Annotated in this window: 24 protein-coding genes, 1 pseudogene and 1 riboswitch; of the genes and pseudogenes, 11 read left to right on the plus strand and 14 right to left on the minus strand. The window is 64.7% G+C overall.

The window, feature by feature from the left end; translation table 11 throughout:
- Window positions 1-8: 8 nt before the first annotated feature.
- A complete protein-coding gene (locus tag GGD61_RS30785; RefSeq protein WP_092263351.1) occupies window positions 9-1142 on the plus strand; it encodes an extensin family protein in 1134 nt (377 codons plus the stop codon).
- Window positions 1143-1178: 36 nt separating this feature from the next.
- Here the strand turns inward: GGD61_RS30785 and GGD61_RS30790 are convergent, their stop codons facing one another.
- Together GGD61_RS30790 and GGD61_RS30795 are read right to left on the minus strand one after the other, a co-directional pair.
- On the minus strand, window positions 1179-1865 hold the full coding sequence (locus tag GGD61_RS30790; RefSeq protein ID WP_018321707.1) for a L,D-transpeptidase: 687 nt from the start codon (window positions 1863-1865) through the stop codon (window positions 1179-1181).
- Window positions 1866-1878: 13 nt separating this feature from the next.
- Window positions 1879-2094, minus strand: a complete 216-nt coding sequence (locus tag GGD61_RS30795; protein WP_183231751.1) for a hypothetical protein — start codon at window positions 2092-2094, stop codon at window positions 1879-1881.
- Between the two features lie 105 nt (window positions 2095-2199).
- On the opposite strand from GGD61_RS30795, the gene GGD61_RS30800 reads away from it, so the two are divergent.
- Both GGD61_RS30800 and GGD61_RS30805 read left to right on the plus strand, forming a co-directional pair.
- On the plus strand, window positions 2200-3177 hold the full coding sequence (locus GGD61_RS30800) for a magnesium transporter CorA family protein (RefSeq protein ID WP_092263344.1): 978 nt from the start codon (window positions 2200-2202) through the stop codon (window positions 3175-3177).
- A 204-nt stretch (window positions 3178-3381) separates the two neighbouring features.
- Entirely contained in the window at window positions 3382-3600 is a 219-nt protein-coding gene (locus GGD61_RS30805; RefSeq protein WP_038972668.1) for a hypothetical protein, read from the plus strand.
- A gap of 1098 nt (window positions 3601-4698) precedes the next feature.
- On the opposite strand, the gene GGD61_RS30810 is transcribed toward GGD61_RS30805, so the two are convergent.
- Window positions 4699-5451 (minus strand): SDR family NAD(P)-dependent oxidoreductase, encoded by a 753-nt coding sequence (locus tag GGD61_RS30810; protein ID WP_026202769.1) that lies wholly within the window; start codon window positions 5449-5451, stop codon window positions 4699-4701.
- A 26-nt stretch (window positions 5452-5477) separates the two neighbouring features.
- Window positions 5478-6119 (minus strand): pyridoxamine 5'-phosphate oxidase, encoded by a 642-nt coding sequence (gene pdxH / locus GGD61_RS30815; protein ID WP_018322567.1) that lies wholly within the window; start codon window positions 6117-6119, stop codon window positions 5478-5480.
- A 113-nt stretch (window positions 6120-6232) separates the two neighbouring features.
- Between pdxH and GGD61_RS30820 the strand changes: the two genes are divergently transcribed.
- Together GGD61_RS30820 and GGD61_RS30825 are read left to right on the plus strand one after the other, a co-directional pair.
- A complete protein-coding gene (locus GGD61_RS30820; protein WP_018322568.1) occupies window positions 6233-6640 on the plus strand; it encodes an RT0821/Lpp0805 family surface protein in 408 nt (135 codons plus the stop codon).
- A gap of 109 nt (window positions 6641-6749) precedes the next feature.
- On the plus strand, window positions 6750-7712 hold the full coding sequence (locus tag GGD61_RS30825) for a DnaJ C-terminal domain-containing protein (protein WP_018322569.1): 963 nt from the start codon (window positions 6750-6752) through the stop codon (window positions 7710-7712).
- 321 nt (window positions 7713-8033) lie between these two features.
- Here GGD61_RS30825 and GGD61_RS30830 read toward each other — a convergent pair whose 3' ends face one another.
- Both GGD61_RS30830 and GGD61_RS30835 read right to left on the minus strand, forming a co-directional pair.
- A complete protein-coding gene (locus tag GGD61_RS30830) occupies window positions 8034-8804 on the minus strand; it encodes an anti-sigma factor (protein ID WP_092259951.1) in 771 nt (256 codons plus the stop codon).
- A gap of 106 nt (window positions 8805-8910) precedes the next feature.
- Complete coding sequence (locus tag GGD61_RS30835) at window positions 8911-9399, minus strand: RNA polymerase sigma factor (RefSeq protein ID WP_018322571.1); 489 nt, start codon at window positions 9397-9399, stop codon at window positions 8911-8913.
- Between the two features lie 173 nt (window positions 9400-9572).
- Between GGD61_RS30835 and fabI the strand changes: the two genes are divergently transcribed.
- The 4 genes and pseudogenes from fabI (at window position 9573) to GGD61_RS30855 (ending at window position 13525) form a co-directional block, all read left to right on the plus strand.
- On the plus strand, window positions 9573-10388 hold the full coding sequence (gene fabI / locus GGD61_RS30840; protein ID WP_092259949.1) for an enoyl-ACP reductase FabI: 816 nt from the start codon (window positions 9573-9575) through the stop codon (window positions 10386-10388).
- 12 nt (window positions 10389-10400) lie between these two features.
- Complete coding sequence (locus GGD61_RS30845; protein ID WP_092259947.1) at window positions 10401-11000, plus strand: histidine phosphatase family protein; 600 nt, start codon at window positions 10401-10403, stop codon at window positions 10998-11000.
- Window positions 11001-11183: 183 nt separating this feature from the next.
- Window positions 11184-12272, plus strand: coding sequence for a chorismate synthase (gene aroC, locus GGD61_RS30850; RefSeq protein WP_092259945.1), 1089 nt, complete (start codon window positions 11184-11186; stop codon window positions 12270-12272).
- A 75-nt stretch (window positions 12273-12347) separates the two neighbouring features.
- Window positions 12348-13525, plus strand: a pseudogene (locus GGD61_RS30855) (adenylate/guanylate cyclase domain-containing protein).
- 21 nt (window positions 13526-13546) lie between these two features.
- On the opposite strand, the gene GGD61_RS30860 reads toward GGD61_RS30855, so the two are convergent.
- From GGD61_RS30860 to GGD61_RS30885, 6 genes are all read right to left on the minus strand, one after another.
- On the minus strand, window positions 13547-14311 hold the full coding sequence (locus GGD61_RS30860) for a hypothetical protein (protein WP_183231752.1): 765 nt from the start codon (window positions 14309-14311) through the stop codon (window positions 13547-13549).
- Window positions 14312-14389: 78 nt separating this feature from the next.
- Window positions 14390-14695: an ATP-dependent Clp protease adapter ClpS gene (gene clpS, locus GGD61_RS30865; RefSeq protein ID WP_018322577.1), complete on the minus strand. Its 306-nt coding sequence runs from the start codon at window positions 14693-14695 to the stop codon at window positions 14390-14392.
- Between the two features lie 43 nt (window positions 14696-14738).
- Complete coding sequence (locus GGD61_RS30870) at window positions 14739-15080, minus strand: DUF190 domain-containing protein (RefSeq protein WP_018322578.1); 342 nt, start codon at window positions 15078-15080, stop codon at window positions 14739-14741.
- Window positions 15081-15082: 2 nt separating this feature from the next.
- Window positions 15083-15505 (minus strand): fluoride efflux transporter CrcB, encoded by a 423-nt coding sequence (crcB, locus tag GGD61_RS30875; protein WP_092259941.1) that lies wholly within the window; start codon window positions 15503-15505, stop codon window positions 15083-15085.
- 6 nt (window positions 15506-15511) lie between these two features.
- Window positions 15512-15901: a fluoride efflux transporter CrcB gene (gene crcB / locus GGD61_RS30880; protein WP_092259939.1), complete on the minus strand. Its 390-nt coding sequence runs from the start codon at window positions 15899-15901 to the stop codon at window positions 15512-15514.
- Window positions 15902-15920: 19 nt separating this feature from the next.
- Window positions 15921-17129 (minus strand): MFS transporter, encoded by a 1209-nt coding sequence (locus GGD61_RS30885; RefSeq protein WP_092259937.1) that lies wholly within the window; start codon window positions 17127-17129, stop codon window positions 15921-15923.
- 109 nt (window positions 17130-17238) lie between these two features.
- A riboswitch (Fluoride riboswitch) is annotated at window positions 17239-17329 on the minus strand.
- Between the two features lie 272 nt (window positions 17330-17601).
- Here GGD61_RS30885 and GGD61_RS30890 point away from each other — a divergent pair.
- Both GGD61_RS30890 and GGD61_RS30895 read left to right on the plus strand, forming a co-directional pair.
- On the plus strand, window positions 17602-18465 hold the full coding sequence (locus GGD61_RS30890; RefSeq protein WP_092259935.1) for a DUF1194 domain-containing protein: 864 nt from the start codon (window positions 17602-17604) through the stop codon (window positions 18463-18465).
- Between the two features lie 167 nt (window positions 18466-18632).
- Window positions 18633-19268 carry a hypothetical protein gene (locus GGD61_RS30895; protein WP_092259933.1) on the plus strand — a complete coding sequence of 212 codons (636 nt, stop codon included), beginning with the start codon at window positions 18633-18635 and terminating at the stop codon, window positions 19266-19268.
- A 38-nt stretch (window positions 19269-19306) separates the two neighbouring features.
- Here GGD61_RS30895 and GGD61_RS30900 read toward each other — a convergent pair whose 3' ends face one another.
- Together GGD61_RS30900 and GGD61_RS30905 are read right to left on the minus strand one after the other, a co-directional pair.
- A complete protein-coding gene (locus GGD61_RS30900; protein ID WP_092259987.1) occupies window positions 19307-20080 on the minus strand; it encodes an enoyl-CoA hydratase/isomerase family protein in 774 nt (257 codons plus the stop codon).
- Window positions 20077-20229, minus strand: a complete 153-nt coding sequence (locus GGD61_RS30905) for a hypothetical protein (RefSeq protein WP_177237271.1) — start codon at window positions 20227-20229, stop codon at window positions 20077-20079. The genes GGD61_RS30900 and GGD61_RS30905 overlap by 4 nt, the downstream gene beginning before the upstream one ends.
- Between the last annotated feature and the right edge of the window lie 40 nt (window positions 20230-20269).

Genomic DNA, 20269 nt, shown 5'->3' on the forward strand with positions numbered 1-20269 from the left:
GAATTGTCATGAGTTTTAGCCTGCCGGACTTTCGCCGCAAATGGTCTTGTCGCGGCTATATGTCCGCTGGCGCGGCAATGGTTACCGCTGCGCTCGGGCTGTCGCTCGTCCTCGCCGAGAGGGCAGAGGCGCGAAAATACACATCCCCACTGGATATCTTCGGTATCGCCGCACCACGGTCGCGCCCCGCGGTTCATTCCGCCAGGATCCCGCTGCCGAGACCGCGCCCCGAGGAGGCGCCCAAGGCATCGGACAAGGCATCGGACAAGGCATCGGACGAGGCTCCGCGGGAGGCGGACGGCAAGCCTCTCGCGGACAAGCCCGGCGCCGACAAGCCCGCCGAGGTTGCGGCACCAGCCCAGAAGCCGGTCTCGGCCTGTCGTCTTGCGCTGACCGAGGAAATCGCGATCGCGCCCTCGATTCCGGATATCCGCGGCCCCGGCGCTTGTGGCGGCGAGGATCTGGTGCGGCTGGAAGCCGTCGTTCTGCCGGACAAGCGCAAGGTGACGGTCAAGCCGGCGGCGATTCTTCGCTGCACCATGGCGTCGGCGATCGCCGATTGGCTGCGCAAGGACATGGCGCCGCTGGCCACCAGCCTCGGCTCGACCATTGGCGAACTCGACAATTTCGATTCGTTCGAGTGCCGCGGACGCAACCGTGTCGTCGGCGCGCTGCTGTCAGAGCACGGCAAGGCCAATGCCCTCGATGTCCGGGCCATCAAGCTGACCAACGGGCAGTCGATCGGCCTCACCGACCGCACCATGTCGCGCGACGTGCGCGAGCGCGTGCTGCACTCGGTCTGCGCGCGCTTTTCCACCGTGCTCGGCCCGGGCTCGGACTGGTACCATGAGGACCATATCCATCTCGACCTGGCGCAGCGGCGCAACGACTACCGGATCTGCCAGTGGAACGTCTGGGATCCCCTGCCGCAGGTCGCCCCGCTGCTGCCAGCGGAACGCCCCGAGGAGGCGCCACCGCGCGAGGTCGCGGCCAAGCCCGAGGTCAAGCCCGAGGCCAAGCCTGAAGAAAAGGAAGGAGCTGACGACGAGGCGGTGGAGAAGTCTCCGGCGCCTGCGAAAAAGCCGGCGGCCGATGCCAGCAAGTCCCAGCCGCGCAAGCCGGCAACAAAAAAGCGCCGGTGAAACCGGCGCTTTTCGATCGCAGAGATCAGCAGGCGATCAGTAGCTGCCCGCCTGGCCGGTTTGGCTGCCGCCGAGCGCCAGCCGCGAATTGTAGGGCGAATCGCCATGCTTCGGCTCGAGCACCACGACGAGGGTGCCGAGCTTGACGCGATCATAGAGATCGATCGCGTCCTCGTTGGTCAGGCGGATGCAGCCCGAGGAGATCGAAGCGCCGATATATTCCGGCTGATTGGTGCCGTGGATGCGGAACAACGTGTCTTTCCCGCCGGAATAGAGGTAAATCGCGCGAGAGCCCATCGGATTGTCCGGGCCGGGTGCGACATAGGTCGGCACGCCCAGGCGCGAAATTTCGCCGGGGGTGGGGTGCCAGGCCGGCCACTCGGTCTTGCTGCCCACCTTGGCGATGCCCGACCAGGCCATGGCCTCTTCGCCAACGGTGATGCCGTAACGGATCGCCTTGCCGCCATCCAGCACGTAATAGAGATAGTGATTGTCGGAATCGACCACGATCGAGCCCGGCGATTCCTTGCGGTGGTATTGGACGATGGCGCGGCGGAACGGTTCCGCAACCGGGGTGTTCTCGTACCGAACTTTGGCCAGCAGTTCCTTGTCCTTCGGCTTGAAGGCTTTGGTGTCGGTCGCCTCGAAATGCGTGGCCTGCATGCAGCCCGACAGCATCAGGCCGGCGGCCAGAATTCCCAACTTAACTTTCAGCGACGACATGATTTGGTTCCAATCAAAACAATACCGTGCGGAAGGCCTGAGCCTGCCCAAGTTCCTCGACTCCGTTAATTCCATTATCGTTGAAATCTGCCACAATTCCAGCACTGAAGGCCTTATCCCGCGCTGCGAGACCCAAGCTGTGGCTTTTCTGCCGCAAGTTTTGCGGCCCCGTGAAGATTTTTGGGCCAAAGGGGGCCGGACTGTCGATTCCGTGCCACAGTTGAGCCATGGCCGCGCCACAAATGCAAACGCTCCATTAATGTGGTTGTCATCGTGAACTTGTCAGAATCGCGCTAAGGGCTGTCATTCTGCCGCAGGTTCTCTGGAGTCGTGCATGTTTTCGGTGTTTGTTCCCTCCGAGTCTGTCCTGAAGAAGGTTGTCATCGAAGATCTTGCCGCGGTGCCCGAAAGCGCGGTCTGGATCGACCTCGTCAACCCCACCGCGGCCGAGGACAAGGCAGTGGAGCGGCTCGCCGGCATCGCCATCCCGACCCGGGAAGACATGCAGGAGATCGAGATCTCCAGCCGTCTCTATATCGAGAACGGCGCGCGCTACATGACCGCGACGCTGATGTGCCACTCCGATACCGACATGCCCCGGACCACGGCGGTGACCTTCATCCTCGGCGACCACCGCCTGGTGACGGTGCGCTACGACCTGCCGAAGCCGTTCGCCCTGGTCGAGGCCAAGCTTGCCCGCTCCTGCACGCCCTCCATTACCGGCGAGATGGTGCTGATGGAACTGCTGGACGCCGTGATCGACCGCTGCGCCGACATCCTGGAGCGCTGCGGCGCCGAGATCGACCAGGTCAGCCACGACATCTTCGAGCCCGAGAGCGAGCGCCACGGTCACGCCAAGCAATATTCCCAGATCCTGATCTCGATCGGCCGCAAAGGCGATCTGACCTCGAAGGTTCGCGAGAGCCTGGTGTCGATCGGCCGTGTCGTCACCTTCCTCTCCGCGGTGGTGGAGGGCGTGAAATGGTCGAAGGACATGCGCGAGCAGCTCAAGACCATGCAGCGCGACGTTTCCTCGCTGACCGACCACGCCTCATATCTCTCCAGCAAGATCACCTTCGTGCTCGACGCCATGCTCGGCGTCGTCAATCTCGAGCAGAACAACATCATCAAGCTGTTCTCGGTGATGGCCGTCGTGCTGATGCCGCCGACGCTGATCGCCTCGATCTACGGCATGAACTTCAAGATGATGCCGGAACTCGAATGGGCGCACGGCTATCCGATGGCGCTGGTGATGATGCTCGTCGCCGCGATCCTTCCGTACTGGCTCTTCAAGTGGAAGAAGTGGCTCTGATCCCGTTGCGCTCGGAAAATAGCTACCGAGACCTTACGCCGGTCGCACAGACACGGTGAATCGTGTCGCAGAATAGATCGGGATTGCGGCCGCGCCGTGATGTGTTCGCCGTGCCGCAATTCCTCCGGTAAAATTTGAGCGGTGGGCTGAACGTTTGCGCGAAACTTGTCTGCGATAAGCAGTGCGTAGCCGCGAGGAACAACCATGGTTGAAAAACACATAACGTCGCCCCGCAACGTCATCGACCTGGCGAACTATCGTCAGGTCCTGGCGAGCGGCAAGGCGTCGTCGATGTCGGCACGCATGTGCCGGCACTGTGGTGCTCCGCTGCTCGATGGTGAGAATGACGACGACTGCTCGACCGCATTCAGCACGGCCGCTCCACGGCCGCGCGACAGGTCACGTCGGATTCGAATCGATTGAGGAACGGAAGGCGAGGGCGATCCAGGTCTTGCGGCGGCGTTGTCTGGATCGCCTTGCTTCCCTTCTGTTCAGGACAATCGGCTGTGACGTCCGATTGGCGGGTGCGTTAGAGACCGGCTGAACCCCCATCCAGCCAAAACGGGGCCTGTGTCGCGCTCTGTCAATCCGCTTCGCCGAAAATATTCCACTTTACCGAAATTCGGTTTCGGCGTATGTGTCGTCCATCCCGGCTCACCCAAGAGGGGCGACTATGTGTCGTCACTGTCGCGAGCCGGGCTTGCGGTGGACGCGGCAGCGTCGGCACGAGAGGCGCGGGCAGGGCGGGTAGTCCCTGTGAGCCCGAGGCTTCGTGCGGACGACGGCGCTGCCAGGCTTCGTCTCGTCTGTAAGTTTCCGGCTTCGTCGACGGGGCCCGGGAAAACTGCGGCGAAATGGCGGGCCGTGCGTACGGCAAAACCGTGTGGTCCTGGCCGTCGTTGCCACGGTCAAGTCCTTGCGAAGATGCGAGCGAGCCCAACCGGGCAGACTGCATCATCCAAATTCGCGGGGCGAGGGAGGCCAGAAGGAATGGTCGGCTCCCGGGAGATCACGGCATAAGCCGTCCAGCCATCGCGCAGGGAAGGCCGAGTGATCGGCCACACCTGTATGCTGCTGTGCGGTTCTTTCTGCGCGTGCTTTTCGCGCAGCGGACCGCGGGTGCGAGCCAGCACCCGGCCTTCCCTGCGCCCTCTTGGATGAGAGGGTGGAGTGATCAAGCAAAGCTCGGGCGAAATGCGCCGCGAGGCCGAAGAGGCGTGTCTGCGAGCCGAGCTGCGTGCCACAAGCTCGATCTCGTAGGGTGGGCAAAGCGCAGCGTGCCCACGCCTTGTTGCTCATGGACGGAGATCGTGGGCACGGCGCTATGCGCCTTTGCCCACCCTACGGCACTGCCGCTGGGATATGCACTGGAGCATCGCAATGACATGTGGAGACAACATGCGCCACAATCCGCTCTCGTGCCCCAGACGCAGTGCAGCGTCACTGCGTGCCGCAACGCGTCCGGGACACGAGAGAGCGAGGTTGTCGCCCTTGCTCCGTCACTGCAATGACGCGAACGGACTACACGTGCTGGCCGCCGTTGATGTGGATCTCGGCGCCGTTGACATAGGACGAGGTGTCCGTGCACAGCACGTAGATGATCTTGGCGACCTCGTCGGGCGTGCCGAGCCGGTGCATCGGAATCTGCTGTTCGACGATCTTCTCGGTGCCCGGCGACAGGATCGAGGTATCGATCTCGCCCGGAGCGATCGCGTTGACGCGCACGCCGACGCGGCCGAAATCGGAGGCCATCTCGCGCGTCAGCGCCGCGAGCGCGGCCTTCGACGTCGCGTAGGCGGCGCCCGCGAAGGGGTGCACGCGCGAGCCCGCGATCGAGGTGACGTTCACGACCGAGCCCTTGGCCGCCTTCAATTCCTCGATCAGCCCGCGCGCAATCATGATCGGCGCGAAGAAGTTGACGTGGAAGACGTGCGTCCAGGTGTCGAGATCGGTGTCGACCGAGCCGAGCCTGGAGCCGCCCGCGCCCTTCGGCGAGATCGCGGCGTTGTTGACCAGCGCATGCAGCGTGCCACCCTCCAGCCGGCTGCGGATCTCGCTGATCGCGCGCGCGGTGTCCTCGGGATTGCCGAGGTCGACCTGGATGTGGTCCTCGGGCCCCGCGTCCCACGGACAGTCCTCCGGAAACGGATGCCGCGAGCAGGTGATGACGCGCCAGCCCGCCGAGGAGAAGCGGATCACGGTGGCGTGGCCGATGCCGCGGCTGGCTCCGGTCAGGAGCAGTGTACGGCGCGGCGCATTGGACGAATGCGGCATGGACATCTTTCAGGTCGGCCTAAAGCTTAGGGATACATCCGCGTCTTGGACCACTTCTGGCCGGCCGCGTCACGGCGAAATTCGATGCGGTCGTGCAAGCGGAACGGGCGGTCGTGCCAGAACTCGATGCGTGAGGGCGTGATGCGCCAGCCGCTCCAGCCCGGCGGCCGCGGCACTTCGCCGATGACGTATCTGGCCGCGACTTTCGCGATGGCCTGTTCGAAAGCGAAGCGGCTCTCCAGCTCTTGCGACTGCTTGCTCGCCCAGGCGCCGATCTGGGCCTGCTTGGGTCGGGTGGCGAAATAGGCGTCGGCCTCGGCCTCGGTCACCGGCGTCACGTTGCCGCGGATGCGGACCTGACGGCGCAGCGACTTCCAGTGAAAAAGTAACGCTGCCTTAGGATTTGCGGCGAGTTCGCGGCCCTTCTGGCTGGCGATGTGGCTGTAGAAGACAAAACCCTCGGTATCGAAGCCTTTCATCAGCACCATGCGCACGTCGGGCAGCCCGTCGGGGTCGACGGTTGCGAGCGCCATGGCGTTCGGATCGTTCGGCTCGCTCTTGATAGCCTCGTTCAGCCAGGCCTCGAACAGCGCAAATGGCTCGTCGGCGGCGGTGAAATCACCGGATGTTAAGGGTGTCTGGTGTTTCATCGAGGTCGTGTCGGTCATGTCTGGAGTCCGAGTTGCGTCCCGCGGCCCAAAACGCGTTGTTGTCCGCTACCGCCCTATATAGGGCATGGGGACGCGTTGGCCTATCGGCGATCCGGCCGTCCGGCGTTGTCATGACGATCATTGTCATCGGGCTCGGTGCCGGAGGATGCAGCTTTTCCCGCAATGACAAGAGTGCCTACGCCAAGGCCGATGACAGTGACCTCACCGGTTCGATCGCGCGGCCGGCGAAGGACGCCCCGCCCACCGAGACCGATCTCGCCTTCGCCCGCAACGCCGCCTCCGACGTCCTCAGCAAGGGCGACAGGGATTCCAGCCAGCATTGGGAGAATCCGGAGACCGGTGCGCGCGGCTCGGTGACGCCGATCGCGCAGTCCTATGCCGCCGAGGACGGCCGCAGATGCCGCGATTTCCTGGCGAGCTACGTCAACGGGGCGACCGAAAGCTGGCTCCAGGGCGCCGGCTGCCAAAGCACCCGTGGCCGTTGGGAGATTCATACGCTAAAGCCGTGGCGGAGCTAGGATTCGGCGCGCGCCCCTAGTTGCAAAAATGCCACTCTCTTCCCACATGAATCCCTGGTGGGGCGGGGAGCCCTTTGAACAATTCGATTTCTTGAAGGAGACGTGACGGATGCGCGACCCCTATGAGGTCTTGGGGGTGCCGCGGAGCGCCAGCGCTGCCGCGATCAAGAGCGCCTATCGCAAGCTTGCCAAGAAGCATCATCCCGACAGCAACAAGGACGACCCGAAAGCCGCCGAGCGCTTCTCCGAGATCAACTCGGCGAACGAGATCATCGGCGACGAGGACAAGCGCAAGCAGTTCGACCGCGGCGAGATCGACGCCGACGGCAAGCCACGCTTCCAGGGCTTTCCGGGCGGTGGCGGGCCGCGCGGCCGCGCCGGCCCCGGCGGCTTCGAAAGCTATACGTTCCGCTCCGGCGGCGGTCCCGGCCAGGGCGGCGGCGCGTTCGAGGATATCCTCAACAGCATGTTCGGTGGCGGGATGCGTGGCGCCCGGCCTGGGGCCGGCGGCGCCGGGCAGTTCGAATTCGACACCGGCGGCGTCGGGCTCGATCTCGACGTGAATGTCGCCATGTCCGTCTCGCTGGAAGAGGCGGTCAAGGGCGGCGAGAAGCGCGTCCGACTGCCGACCGGCAAGGAGCTCAACGTCAAGATTCCGGCCGGCGTCACCGAGGGCCAGCAGATCCGGCTCCGGGGGCAGGGCGAGTCCGCGCAGGGCCATCCGCCCGGCGATCTCCTGATCACCATCAGCATCGCGCCGCACGCCCACTTCAAGGTCGAGGGCGCCGACTTGCGGATTGATCTGCCAGTGACGCTCTACGAGGCCGTGCTCGGGGCCAAGGTGCGCGTGCCCACCCTCGGCAATGCCGTGGAGCTTTCGGTTCCAAAAAACACTTCCAGCGGCCGGACCTTCCGCCTCAAAGGTAAGGGGTTGCCGAAATCTGGCGGAACCGGGGATCTCTTCGTCACGATCAGGATTATGCTACCGGACGGGAACGACGCCGAGCTTGAAGCATTGATGGAGAAGTGGCGGGACCAACACCCCTACAATCCACGTAGCGGACTCGGCTAGGGCGCTAGCCGAGGCATCCCGACGATCGGAGCATTCTCTTCCCGAAAGGATGATGCTCAACATGCGCCTGAAGCGCGGTTCGCGCTTCGACGCTGACGTTCGAGACGTGTCGGTTGCCCGGCGGGGCAGCCGATAAAAAGGTGCGGCCTCGAGAGGGGGACCAGCGCGGTACCAAAAACCCCAATCGAGGCCGCCCGCGTCGATCGGCGGATCGAACGCTGCTCATTTTCGCGTGATCATCCGGTGCGATAATGAGACGCGCCGATGTCTTCATTCCAAATTTTCAATGACGGAATCTAGGCACCGCCCTCAAGCAGCTGTCTAGGTGCCGTTTTTCTCGGCCTGATCATAGACCGCCTGCGCCACCCTGGTCAGCCGGTCGCGATCACCGCCACCGCTGACGACGTAGCCGACGCCGCGCTCGGCCCAGAACAATGCGCCGTCCTTGTCCGTCCTGGCGTAGCGCATTTGCGTCGCACCATTCTCGGTTTTGGCGGTGTAGATCGTATAGCGCTCGCCAGAGGCGCCCTCATACATCAGGAACGAGGCCGGGCCGTTCGGACCCGGCAACAGCCGGCCGCCGACGAGCTTCAGCCCGCTCGCCTCCAGGTTCGGCGCGAACACGGTCCAGCCGCAACGCCGGGTCAGCCAGGCCTGCAGGTGGTCGCGCTCGTTGCCGCCGACCTCGACGGGGTGGCGGACCTCCACGACATAGAGGCGGTGGGCGTCGAGCGCGTCCGCCGCAAAGCTCCGGAAGGTGGAGGGGGCATTGGCGGCGCCATGCCCGACCCAGCCGGCGGCGCCGCCGGCGACGAAGGCGACCAGCACCGCCGCCGCGGCGCCGTAGAGCCATTGCCGCGGGCGGCGTTCCAGCCGCTCGAGCTCCAGCCGGGCCGGCACCGGCTCCTGGGCGACGGAATCGTAGCGGGCGTGCAGCATCTCAGCCATGGCGCGCCAGGACTGCACGCGCTCGGCCTCTTCAGGATGGGCGGCGAGCCAGGCCTCGACGTCGGCGCGGCGCTCGGCCGGCAGCTCGCCATCGACATAGGCGTGCAGCTCGTCCTCGGTCACTGGGATATTGCGGTCGTTCATATCAATCGTCTCTGGCTCTGTGGCCTTAAATGTCGTTCAAAGCTCGACGTCGCGTAGCTCATCTTCGTGCTGCGGGCGGACGACACGCGATGCATCAACCCTGCCATCATTTCACCCGCCTGAGCGTCGGGCGCTCGCCCTCCAGCGAGGCCTTGACGTGGGCGCGGGCGCGGGCCAGGCGCGACATCACGGTGCCGATCGGCACGCCCTGGATGTCGGCGACCTCGCGGTAGCTCATGCCTTCCAGCATCACGAGGAGCAACACCGAGCGTTGCTCCTCGACGAGCGTCGCCAGCGCCCTCTCGATGTCGCGCCCTTCGGCTTCGGTGCCGCTGGCATCCGGGTTGTTCTCCGTCAGCTGCGTGAACTGCGGCCGCCTTGCCAGCGAGCGCCGCCGGTTCTTGTTGAGGTTGGTCAGGATCGTGTAGAGCCAGCTCCTGACGTCGCCTCCGAGAAACAATCGCTCCGAACGCAGCGCCCGCACCAGCGTGTCTTGCACCAGATCGTCGGCCGCATCCGCGTCGCGCGTGAGCGCGCGGGCGTAGCGGCGCAACGCCGGGATCATGGCTTCCACACTCTGGCGAAACGCACTCATTGCGGTCTTGACGTCCTGGTATCAGGCGCGAGCGCCTATAGCGATCATAACACCCGAACGGAACGGCTATTCCGGCGCTCGAAACAGCGTTAACGCGGCGTATTAGGGCTGTACCGCAGGGGAGGGCTGGTGTACCTCCAGACCTCACCAAGAGTTCGACGGGACGTTCAAAAATGGCGCAGAATTCGGGTCTGATGCAAGGAAAGCGCGGAGTGGTCCTCGGCGTTGCCAACAACCGCTCGATCGCCTGGGGCATCGCCAAGGCGTGCCACGCCGCCGGCGCCGAGCTCGCCTTCACCTATCAGGGCGATGCGCTGAAGAAGCGCGTCGAGCCGCTCGCTGCCGAGATCGGTGGTCTCGTGCTCGGCCATTGCGACGTCACCGATGCTGCGACCATCGATGCTGCGTTCGCGGTGCTGAAGGAAAAATGGGGCAAGATCGACTTCCTGGTGCACGCGATCGCCTATGGCGAGCAGCTCGACGGCCGCTACGTCGACACCACGCAGGAGAATTTCTCCAAGTCGATGCTGATCTCCTGCTACTCGTTCACGGCGGTGGCGCAGCGCGCCGAGAAGCTGATGACCGATGGCGGTTCGCTGATCACGCTCAGCTATTACGGCGCCGAGAAGTGGATGCCGCATTACAACGTGATGGGCGTTGCCAAGGCGGCGCTGGAGGCCAGCGTGCGCTATCTCGCCGCCGATCTCGGCGAGAAGAACATCCGCGTCAACGCGATCTCGGCAGGTCCGATCAAGACGCTCGCGGCATCCGGCATCGGCGACTTCCGCTATATCCTGAAGTGGAACGAGGCCAACGCGCCGATGCGGCGCAACGTGTCGACCGAGGACGTCGGCGGCAGTGCGCTGTATTTCCTCTCCGACCTCTCGCGCGGTGTAACCGGCGAGGTGCATCACGTCGATTCCGGTTATCACGTGCTCGGCATGAAGCGCCCGGACGCGCCGGACATCTCGTTCGGCGGCAAGGACTAGCTTAAATCCGGAATTCCCGTGCCCACGATCTATTATCTTCGCCATGGTGAGACCGAGTGGAATGCGCTCGGGAGGCTTCAGGGCACCAAGGACGTTCCGCTGAACGCGCGTGGACGCGGTCAGGCCGTGCAGGCCGGCAGCATTCTCGCCGACCTATTCAAGCGCGAGGGTCGCGACAAGGCGGCGTTACCCTATGTGTCGAGCCCGCTCGGCCGCGCGCGCCAGACCATGGAACTTGCGCGCGGCAAGCTGGAGCTGCCAGTTGCCGGATATGCGCTCGATGATCGCCTGCGTGAGATCGGCTATGGGGTTTGGGAAGGTCTGACCCTGGCCGAGAGCGAGGCGAGGGATCCTGACGTGTATGCCCGGCGCCTCACCGACAAATGGTCGGTCGGCCCCGCCGGCGGGGAGACCTACGCCGATGTCCAGGTCCGCGTACGGGCCTGGTACGACCAGCTGCGGACCGACACCGTTGCGGTCGCCCATGGCGGGACCTGCCGGGCCCTGATGGTTTCACTCGGCCTGGAGACCCCCCTCAGTGCCGCCGAACTCTATATCGAGCAGGGCGCCGTCTACGTGTTCCGCGACGGGCGGCTGGAGAAGTTTAGCTAGTCCCATCCGCCGTCATTCCGGAGCGGTGCGAAGCACGAACCCGGAATCTCGAGATTCTCAGGTGCGCAAGGGCGCACCGGAGTTCGCCCTTCGGGCGCCCCGAATGACCGAGTGTGTTTGACCCCGGTGTTCCCCCGCGTTACCACCACAAGTCAGAACTGACTTACGCACCAGCGAGAAGCGATGTCCTTCAACACCTTCGGCCACATGTTCCGCGTCACGACCTTCGGCGAGAGCCATGGGGTGGCGATCGGCTGCGTGGTCGACGGTTGTCCGCCCATGATCCCGCTGACCGAGGCCGACATCCAGGGCGATCTCGACCGCCGCCGGCCGGGCCAGTCGCGCTTCACCACCCAGCGCCAGGAGCCGGATCAGGTCAAGATCCTCTCCGGCGTGATGGCGCATCCGGAGACCGGCGTGCAGGTGACGACGGGTACGCCGATCGGGCTCCTGATCGAGAACACCGACCAGCGATCGAAGGACTATTCCGAGATCAAGGACAAGTTTCGCCCCGGTCACGCCGACTTCACCTATGAGGCCAAATACGGCCTGCGCGATTATCGCGGCGGCGGCCGCTCCTCGGCGCGCGAGACCGCGACGCGCGTTGCCGCCGGTGCCATCGCGCGCAAGGTGCTGCCCAACGTGAAGGTGCGCGGCGCGCTGGTGCAGATCGGCCCGCACAAGATCGACCGTGCGAAGTGGGACTGGGACGAGATCGCCAAAAATCCGTTCTTCTGCCCGGACAAGGACAAGGCCGCGTTCTTCGAGACCTATCTCGACGGCATCCGCAAGAGCGGCTCCTCGATCGGCGCGGTGATCGAGGTGGTCGCCGAAGGCGTGCCGGCCGGCCTTGGCGCGCCGATCTACGCCAAGCTCGATTCCGATCTGGCGGGCGCGATGATGACCATCAACGCAGTGAAGGGTGTCGAGATCGGCGCCGGTTTCGGCGCGGCCGAGCTCACCGGCGAGGAAAACGCCGACGAGATGCGCACCGGCAATGACGGCACGCGCTTTTTGTCCAACCATGCCGGCGGCGTGCTCGGCGGCATCTCCACCGGGCAGCCGGTGGTGGTGCGTTTCGCGGTGAAGCCGACCTCGTCGATCCTGCAGCCGCGTCTCACCGTCGACCGCAAAGGTGCGGACACCGAGATCTTCACCAAGGGCCGCCACGACCCCTGCGTCGGCATCCGCGCCGTCCCCGTCGGCGAAGCCATGATGGCCTGCGTGCTGGCCGACCACTTCCTGCGCGATCGCGGGCAGGTGGGACGCTAGCAAAAGGTCTTCATGTCGCGGTACTAGCCCACCGCGCAGCTTGACGTTCCCACAACTTCGTCCGCAAATGCGGACATGCAAAGCTCCGAGCTCCAGCGCATCACCAACTGGCTGATTGACGGCGCACGGTCGTCAGGCACCCCGGCCGAGATGATTGCGGACGTCTGCGAGCATCTGGTCGAAGCCGGCCTGCCAATCTGGCGGTTCGGCATCTTCATCCGTACCCTGCATCCCGAAATCTTCGGCCGCAACTTCATCTGGCGGCAGGGCGAGGAGGTCGAGGTCGGCACCGTCGATTTCGATATCCTGGACACACCCGAATTCGCCGCGAGCCCGCTCCGCATCGTGTTCGAACAGGGGATCGAGGTCAGGGGGCGCGTCGGCGATCCCGACAATACGCGCTTTCCGATCGTCAAAGACATGGGCGCCGAAGGAGCGACCGACTACATCGCTGTGCCGATGCCGTTTCTCGACGGCTCGGTCCACGCGACGAGCTGGGTGACACGGCATCCCGGCGGCTTCACCGACGACCACATCGCGGCGATCCGCTCCATCGTGACGCCGCTGGCGCGCGTCAGCGAGATCATCAGCCTGCGCCGCACCGCCGAGATGCTGCTCGACACCTATGTCGGCAACCGCGCCGGCGCGCGCATCCTCGGCGGCCAGATCCGCCGCGGCCACAACGACACCATGCAGGCCGCGATCTGGCTCTCGGACCTGCGCGGCTTCACCGCGCTGTCGGACCGGCTGTGGTCGAGATCCTCAATCACTATTTCGACTGTCAGGTGACCGCGATCCGCGGTCATGGCGGCGAAGTCCTGAAATTCATGGGCGACGGCCTGCTCGCGGTGTTTCCGATCGACGAATATGTCGGCGATGCCGCCCATGTCTGCACGCGCGTGCTGGAAGCGGCGCGCGAGTCCCGCGCCAGCGTCGAGGCGCTGGCCTTTCCGGTCGGCGACGCCGTCGAGCGCTTCCGCTTCGGCGTGGCGCTGCACGTCGGCAACATCCTCTACGGCAATATCGGCGGCGGCAACCGCCTCGACTTCACCTGCATAGGTCCCGCCGTGAACCTTGCCGCAAGGCTCGAGAAGATCACGGGCCGCCTGGGGCGGACCGTCGTCGCCTCGGAAGGTTTTGCCAATGTCTGCCACCACGACTGGCGCGAGCTCGGCGAATTTCCGATCGCGGGATTTTCCAAGGCGCAGCGCGTGTACGGGCTCGGCGAGGAGACGCCGGTGGTGATGGCCTAGCGGACGGCACCGTCGGCGAAACTAGTCAGCGCGCACATATGACTGCCTCAGCCCAAGCGTCAGGATCATCAGAGTGATCCACAGCCGCAGCATCGCAAAGCTGAAGATGAAGACGAAATAGATCAGGTTCTTGCTGAACTGGCTCGCTGACGAGGTCTGCCAGAAATTCCAGATCGCGCTCCGCACCGCTTCCTGTCCGTAGGCGAGGGCGACGTTGATGACACCGAGCGCGATCACGGCGGCGCCGAGCCACAGCCCGCGCCGTGCGAACTCGCCGATGGCGGCGAACAGGGCGACCCTGCCGTCATCGTGCTCGGCACGGACGATCATGAGCAGCACGATGATGGCGATCCATGCACTCCAGAAGCGCCCGGGATGGGTGAACTGGTCGAACGCCATGCCATCGAGCCCCGCCATCAAATGAGGCGCGAAAGCCTCATGGCCGATCGCTGCGATACCGAGCGCCGCTGAGGTCATCACGAGTGCGATCCGCCACAGGATCGAGAAGGACAGATTGAGCTGCTCGCCCAATGTCAGCGCGCCGAGCGAGGACTGGCCACCCGCCGCCTCGATCGATTGTTGCGCCGTTGCGAAGAAGGCCAGGAGCACCGAAATGTCGGCAATGATGATGGCCGGCAGCGCCACGGCGCCGCCGCCGAACGCGATTACCCGGATCGCAGCCGCCAGGATCAGCCAGGGCAGGGCGTGCAGGAGCTTGAACGGACCGAACGAGGTTTCTGGGCGGGCCGGCTTGAGCGCGAGCTGTTTGCGCAGTGCAGCTGTCATCTCACCGTGGTGACACAGGAGATTGAACCTGCGGTAGCGGGGATCGGTAAAATTGACCGGAAGCGGGCAAACGACGCCCTATTCCTCCGGCTCGGTCGTGAACAGCAGTGGATAGCCCTTGGCGCGGCCGGCATCGGTGGCGCGGGTGGCCTTGGTCTCGGCGACGTCCCTGGTGAACACGGCAACGACGCAGGCGCCGAGCTTGTGCGCGGTGATCATCACCTTGTAGGCCTGATCCTCGGTCATGCGGAATTCGGCCTTCAGGATCATGGTGACGAATTCGCGCGGCGTGTAGTCGTCGTTGATCAGGATGACCTTGTGCAGCTTCGGCCGCTCGACCTTGGTCTTGGTCCGCGTCTTCGGCTTGGTGACAGTGTTGTTCATTCCGCCTCCCGGACACGCGGGCTCGGGTTCCCTGCCGCAGCGATCAGCTTGCGGCCTTCGCACCATATTGCAGGACCTGCACCTTCTCCAAGGTGATCAGACCGCTCGACATCATGCCATCCAGGATGGGCAGGAATGCGTTGATGTTGTCCTCGCTGTCAACGATCTCGATCAAGAGCGGCAAATCTTCCGAAAGCCGCAGGATCTTCGAGGTGTGCAGCCGGCTCGACTTGCCGAAGCCCATGGGGCCGCGCAGCACGGTGGCGCCGGCAAGGTGTCGCTCGCGCGCGGTCATCACGATCGCTTCATAAAGCGGTTTGCCGTCGAAATGGTCGCTCTCGCCGATGAAGATCCGGAGCGAAACTGCCTGATTGGGGATTTGCATGGTCAGCTCCTCGTCAAGCGGTTGTAGCGGCTCGCCATCATATGCCCTGCCCATACCGACACCAGCCAGCAGATGACGGACGCCGCGATATAGGCGAGCGCGGTGTATTTCATGCCGCCGTGGAACAGGCGGAAGGTCTCCAGGCTGAAGGTCGAAAAGGTAGTGTAGCCGCCGCAGAACCCGGTCATGACGAATTGCCGGTGCTCGGGCCGCGCCAGCATGCGGCCGTCGGGGCCGGTCAGCGTCGCGTAGAAGCCGATGATCAGCGAGCCCGTCGCGTTGATGAACAGCGTCGCGAAGGGAAAGCCCGGCCCGGTGTCGAGCGCGAGCCCGACGAGATAGCGCGTCAGGCCACCGACGACGCTGCCGGCGGCAACCCAGGCATAGAGTATCGCAGTGCGCCGGCGCTCGGTGGGAGCGTTCATCGGCCTCTAGCCTCCCAGGCCGTCCGCAAGGAGGAAACCGCAACTGACGGCGGCAAGGCAGAGCCCGACCGAGAACACGACATTGCCGAGCGCATGCATCGCCTCGCCGTTACGCGCGAGTGTCAGGGTTTGCAGGCTGAACGAGGACACCGTGGTGTAGCAGCCGAGAAATCCCGTCACCGCGAACAGCCACGGATTGGGCGTGGCCAAGGCCGAGCCGGGATGGGTCGCCAGCGCGCCGAGAATGCCGATCAGGAAGGCGCCGGTGACGTTGATGGTCATGGTGCCCCACGGAAACGTCTCGCCCAGCCGCCGCGCGATCACGCCGGAAATAAAATAGCGCGCGCAGCCGCCGAGCACGCTACCGACCATGATCGCGATTGCTCCGCTCAGCACGATGAACGACCTCCCATCCTCATTTGTCCTCCGCTGCCAGACCGTTGCCGGCGGCCAAGAGTCCCACGAGCGAGACCAGCGCGAAGCCGAGTCCCGCAAAGAAGGTTCCTGCCGGACCATAGGCGTCCCACAGCGCGCCGGCGATCACGCTCGCGGCCAGCAAGGCAAGGCCGGTGAACAGGTTGAAATAGCCGAACGCGGTGCCGCGCAGGCTGGGCGGCGCGGCGTCGGCGACGAGGGCCGAGAGCAATCCTTGCGTCAGTCCCATATGCAGCCCCCACAGCACGACGCCGAGTGCGAGGCCGCCAAGGCTCGGCAGCAGCGCCAGCGCGAGATCGGCACAGGCGAGGAAGACGAGCCCGAGCGCGAGCAGGCCGGTCCGGTTGATCCGGTCCGAGAGCACACCGGCCGGATAGGCCGACAGCGCGTAGGCGATGTTCATCAGCACCAGCACCGCCGGCACCCACATCGCATTGAGCCCGATGTTCTGTGCCCGCAGGATCAAGAAGGCCTCGCTGAAGCGGGCGAGGGTGAAGACGACGCCGACGGCCACGACGCGCCAATAGACCGTGCCGAGCTGCCGCATCGCGGCGAGATTGAGCGGATTCCCCGCAGGCTCCCGGCTCGGATCCGGCTCCGGCTCGCCCACCGCGAACGCGATCAAGCCGAACGACAGGAAGGCCGGTAGCACCGCCACCCAGAACACCGCGGCAAAATTGTCTGCCGTCCACCACATCAGGCCGATCGCCACGAGCGGCCCGAGGAAGGCGCCGATGGTGTCGAGCGATTGCCGCAGGCCAAAGCTCGCCCCGCGCAGGCCGCGAGGTGCGATATCGGCGATCAGCGCATCGCGCGGCGCGCCGCGTATGCCCTTGCCGACACGGTCGATGAAGCGCGCGGCCACCAGCCATCCGACGCTGGGGGCAAGCGGGAACAACGGTTTGGTGAAGGCCGCGAGCCCGTAGCCGAGCGCTGCGAGCAGTTTGCGGCGGCCGAGCCAGTCGGACAATGCGCCGGAGAAGATCTTCGTGATCGAGGCCGTCGCCTCCGCGATGCCCTCGATGAAGCCAACGGTGAGCGTCGAAGCGCCGAGCACGGTGACGAGATAGACCGGCAGGAGCGCGTGGATCATCTCGGAGGAGATGTCCATCAGCATCGAGACGAAGCCAAGCACCCAGATCCCCCTGGGCAACCCGCTACGTGCAGCAGTCGGTGTCGTCGTCGTCACGTCGTCGCCGTCTCCTTCGCGTTCTCCTGGCCAAAGGCCAGACAACAAAAAACCCGCCACCGGCGGGTTTGTCCATCCCGCCGAAGGCAGAGGCCCAATGATTGCCCCTCCTCAAGCAGGAGTCATCAGCCCACTACGGTCCAGGATACGGGTTCAAGGCCGCCGGGCGGTTATCGGGGGACTCCATCCCCATCTGTCTGGCCAACCTAGCATGGAAATCGTGCCGGACAAGTAGGCGGGACGCTCTGTCCCGCGGCTCGTCGTTCCGGCTTTGCGCATCGCGAGCCCGATGATGCGAGCAATCTGGCGCGTTCCAGCGGCGCGAGCGCGGCAACACGGCGGCAGCTTTGCGCAAGGGCGTGCACATACCCAACCCTCAGCTTCCTAACCTGAATGTGAAGCGCAAGCGATCTTCGCCCTTTGCGGCTCGGCGATTGCATGTCACCATCGCGTCATACGACGGGAGACTGCGATGCGCTTGCTGTTCTCGATCGGGGCTGTGCTGGTTGCCGGCATGTTTGCCGGAGGGGACGTCGCGGGCATAGCGGCACCAGGACCAAAATTTGAACCGCCAAAGAACGAGCCGCAGCGGCTTGCGGCCGACAAGGACGCGCAGACGGTCGACGTCGAGCTGATCCTCGCCGTCGATGTGTCCTACTCCATGGACATGGACGAGCTCGCGATCCAGCGCGAAGGCTATGCGCAGGCGATCCAGTCGAAGGAATTTCTTCAGGCGCTGAAGCTCGGTCCGAACGGCCGGATCGCGGTGACCTATTTCGAGTGGGCCGCTTCGAGCGACCAGAAGATCATCATTCCCTGGCGGCTGGTCGACGGACCGGAGACGGCCGATGCGGTTGCCGCCGAGATCATGAAGACGCCGATCCGGCGCGCCTCGCGTACCTCGATCTCCGGCGCGATCACGTTCGCGATGCCGCTGTTCGACGAGGATCCCTATCGGGGCCTGCGCCGTGTGATCGACATTTCGGGCGACGGACCCAACAACAATGGCGGCCCCGTCACGGTGGCGCGCGACGCCGCGCTGGAGAAGGGCGTCGTCATCAACGGCCTGCCGATCATGGTCAAGGAGCCGTCCTATTCGACCATGGATATCGACAATCTCGATTTCTATTACGAGGACTGCGTCATCGGCGGTCCGGGCTCCTTCGTCATCACGATCAAGGACCGTGACAAGTTCAAGGAGGCGATCCGCACCAAGCTGCTGATGGAGGTCGCCGGCCGCACGCCGGAGCGCCCCGTGATGCGCGTCGCCGACAAGGAGCCGCGCGTCAATTGCCTGATCGGCGAGAAGATCTGGTCGGACCGCTGGGGGCGCTGAAGCCCCCCGGCTGAGACCTTTTGCCCATCCAACCGGCAGTTGAACTTAACGGCTCATTAACCGGTGCATGGCCCTAATCGGTCGGTTTCTGTCCGTTTCAGTCGGCGTCCCGATATCGCTGAAGCCAAACGAAGTGGGTCGGTCGGGCCCGTCTTCCGAGCAATCACATGGCCGTCATCTCATCGAGCACCAGCCAGATTTCTCCCGCCAATGAGCGGCTGTATCACCAGAGCGCGCTGCTTGGTGACTGGAAGGGCAATTGGGTGGGCAACAACCAGCCCGTCGGCTTCAAGGTCGTGAACATCCGCGGGGCCCGCGCGCAGGTCGAGTACACCCATAACGGGCACACCGAGCGCGGCTTTGCCGAGGTCCAGGGCACGCTCATCACCTTTGGTGGGGTGACGGTCGGCACCAAGGACGGCAAGAACATGGTGATGCTGTTCTCCTTCGGGGGCGCTGGCAAGCAGACCGCGAATCTCGAGAAGCAGGCCCCGCCGGCTTCCGACAGCCGTCTCATGGGAAGCTGGGGCGGCTATTCCAGCGCCAACGGCAAGAGCGCGAGCTTCAAAGTGCTCGCGGTCAATGGCAAGGAAGCCCAGGTCAGCGTCACCACCGACGGCATCACGCGCCAGGGAACCGGCTACGTCTACAAGAACGTCATCATGTTCGGGCAGACGCAGATCGCGACCGATGACGGGCAGAACGGCAAGGTCATCTACCAGGTCGGTACGAAATCCTTCATGGTGCCGGTGACGAAATATCCGCCGGCCGATTCATCGTCCTCCGTGGACAGGACGGCCTGAACGCGCGGCGCTCCCGACACGCGCGGGGCCTGCGGTTCTCACCATTTCGGCGCCCGCTTCTCCACGAACGCCCTCAAGCCCTCCTGCGCCTCATCCGACGTCGCGACGTTGCAGAAATCGTCCACGGCGCTCGCAATGCTGCGGCGATAGTCCAGATCGATCTGGCGCATGAAGGCGGCGCGGCCCATCCGCAGCACCGCGGCCGATTTGGCGGAGAACTGCGCAGCGAGCTTCGCCACCTCGGCCTCGAGTTCGGCATCGCCGACGACGCGGTTCACCACGCCGAGCTCGCGCGCTTCCATGGCGCTGAAGACCCGGCCGGTGAACAGTAGCTCGAAGGCGCGATGGCGTCCGACGATGCGCGGCAGATGCGCGTAGTGGATCGCGGGAATGACGCCGACGTCGATCTCGGGATAGCCGAACGTCGCGCTCTCGGCTGCCAGCACCACGTCGCAGGACACCGCCATGGTCATGCCGCCGCCGCGCGCCGCACCGCCGACCGCGGCGATCGAGGGCTTTCCGAGCCCGTACTGGGCTTCGTAAAGGTCGATATAGAGCGCTTGGAGGAATTGCCGGATCTCGGCGCCGGATCTGCCAAGCAGGATGTCGAGGTCGAGGCCCGCCGAAAAACGTTTTGCAATTGCGCTCGCCAGCACGACAACGCGTGCGCCGTCGTCATCCGCAGCGCGGCGGAAGGCGGCCACAACTGCGCGGATCATCTCGAGGCTCAGCGCATTGACAGGCGGGCGGCGCAGCGTGATGCGGGCGATGTTGCCAACGCATTCGTACGCGACGGGATTGTCAGAGGTCACCGAGTTCTCCATGCCTTGATCGGGACAGCACCTTCAACTGCCGCTCGACCTTGCGCAAGGCTTTCGCGGGCGGCCTCAAGCGCGCCATCGCCGATCAGCCGCCAGGCATCGTCGGCCCCTTCCGCCAGATGCGGGATCGTCAGCGGCAAGAGCGCGGCTTCCTGACCAGCTTACGTTGCGGCGCGGCCC

The organism is Bradyrhizobium sp. SBR1B (assembly GCF_014198205.1).
Lineage (GTDB): Bacteria > Pseudomonadota > Alphaproteobacteria > Rhizobiales > Xanthobacteraceae > Bradyrhizobium.

Excerpts from the sequence above, each read along its gene's own strand:
- aroC (WP_092259945.1), top strand. The coding sequence starts at position 11,184 with ATGTCCTTCAACACCTTCGGCCACATGTTCCGCGTCACGACCTTCGGC.
- GGD61_RS30830 (WP_092259951.1), bottom strand. The coding sequence starts at position 8,804 with ATGAACGACCGCAATATCCCAGTGACCGAGGACGAGCTGCACGCCTAT.
- GGD61_RS30820 (WP_018322568.1), top strand. The coding sequence starts at position 6,233 with ATGACGATCATTGTCATCGGGCTCGGTGCCGGAGGATGCAGCTTTTCC.
- GGD61_RS30895 (WP_092259933.1), top strand. The coding sequence starts at position 18,633 with ATGGCCGTCATCTCATCGAGCACCAGCCAGATTTCTCCCGCCAATGAG.
- fabI (WP_092259949.1), top strand. The coding sequence starts at position 9,573 with ATGGCGCAGAATTCGGGTCTGATGCAAGGAAAGCGCGGAGTGGTCCTC.
- GGD61_RS30835 (WP_018322571.1), bottom strand. The coding sequence starts at position 9,399 with ATGAGTGCGTTTCGCCAGAGTGTGGAAGCCATGATCCCGGCGTTGCGC.
- GGD61_RS30795 (WP_183231751.1), bottom strand. The coding sequence starts at position 2,094 with ATGGCTCAACTGTGGCACGGAATCGACAGTCCGGCCCCCTTTGGCCCA.
- GGD61_RS30890 (WP_092259935.1), top strand. The coding sequence starts at position 17,602 with ATGCGCTTGCTGTTCTCGATCGGGGCTGTGCTGGTTGCCGGCATGTTT.
- GGD61_RS30810 (WP_026202769.1), bottom strand. The coding sequence starts at position 5,451 with ATGCCGCATTCGTCCAATGCGCCGCGCCGTACACTGCTCCTGACCGGA.
- GGD61_RS30790 (WP_018321707.1), bottom strand. The coding sequence starts at position 1,865 with ATGTCGTCGCTGAAAGTTAAGTTGGGAATTCTGGCCGCCGGCCTGATG.
- GGD61_RS30860 (WP_183231752.1), bottom strand. The coding sequence starts at position 14,311 with ATGACAGCTGCACTGCGCAAACAGCTCGCGCTCAAGCCGGCCCGCCCA.
- clpS (WP_018322577.1), bottom strand. The coding sequence starts at position 14,695 with ATGAACAACACTGTCACCAAGCCGAAGACGCGGACCAAGACCAAGGTC.
- crcB (WP_092259941.1), bottom strand. The coding sequence starts at position 15,505 with ATGAACGCTCCCACCGAGCGCCGGCGCACTGCGATACTCTATGCCTGG.
- GGD61_RS30800 (WP_092263344.1), top strand. The coding sequence starts at position 2,200 with ATGTTTTCGGTGTTTGTTCCCTCCGAGTCTGTCCTGAAGAAGGTTGTC.
- pdxH (WP_018322567.1), bottom strand. The coding sequence starts at position 6,119 with ATGACCGACACGACCTCGATGAAACACCAGACACCCTTAACATCCGGT.
- GGD61_RS30785 (WP_092263351.1), top strand. The coding sequence starts at position 9 with ATGAGTTTTAGCCTGCCGGACTTTCGCCGCAAATGGTCTTGTCGCGGC.
- GGD61_RS30805 (WP_038972668.1), top strand. The coding sequence starts at position 3,382 with ATGGTTGAAAAACACATAACGTCGCCCCGCAACGTCATCGACCTGGCG.
- GGD61_RS30870 (WP_018322578.1), bottom strand. The coding sequence starts at position 15,080 with ATGCAAATCCCCAATCAGGCAGTTTCGCTCCGGATCTTCATCGGCGAG.
- GGD61_RS30825 (WP_018322569.1), top strand. The coding sequence starts at position 6,750 with ATGCGCGACCCCTATGAGGTCTTGGGGGTGCCGCGGAGCGCCAGCGCT.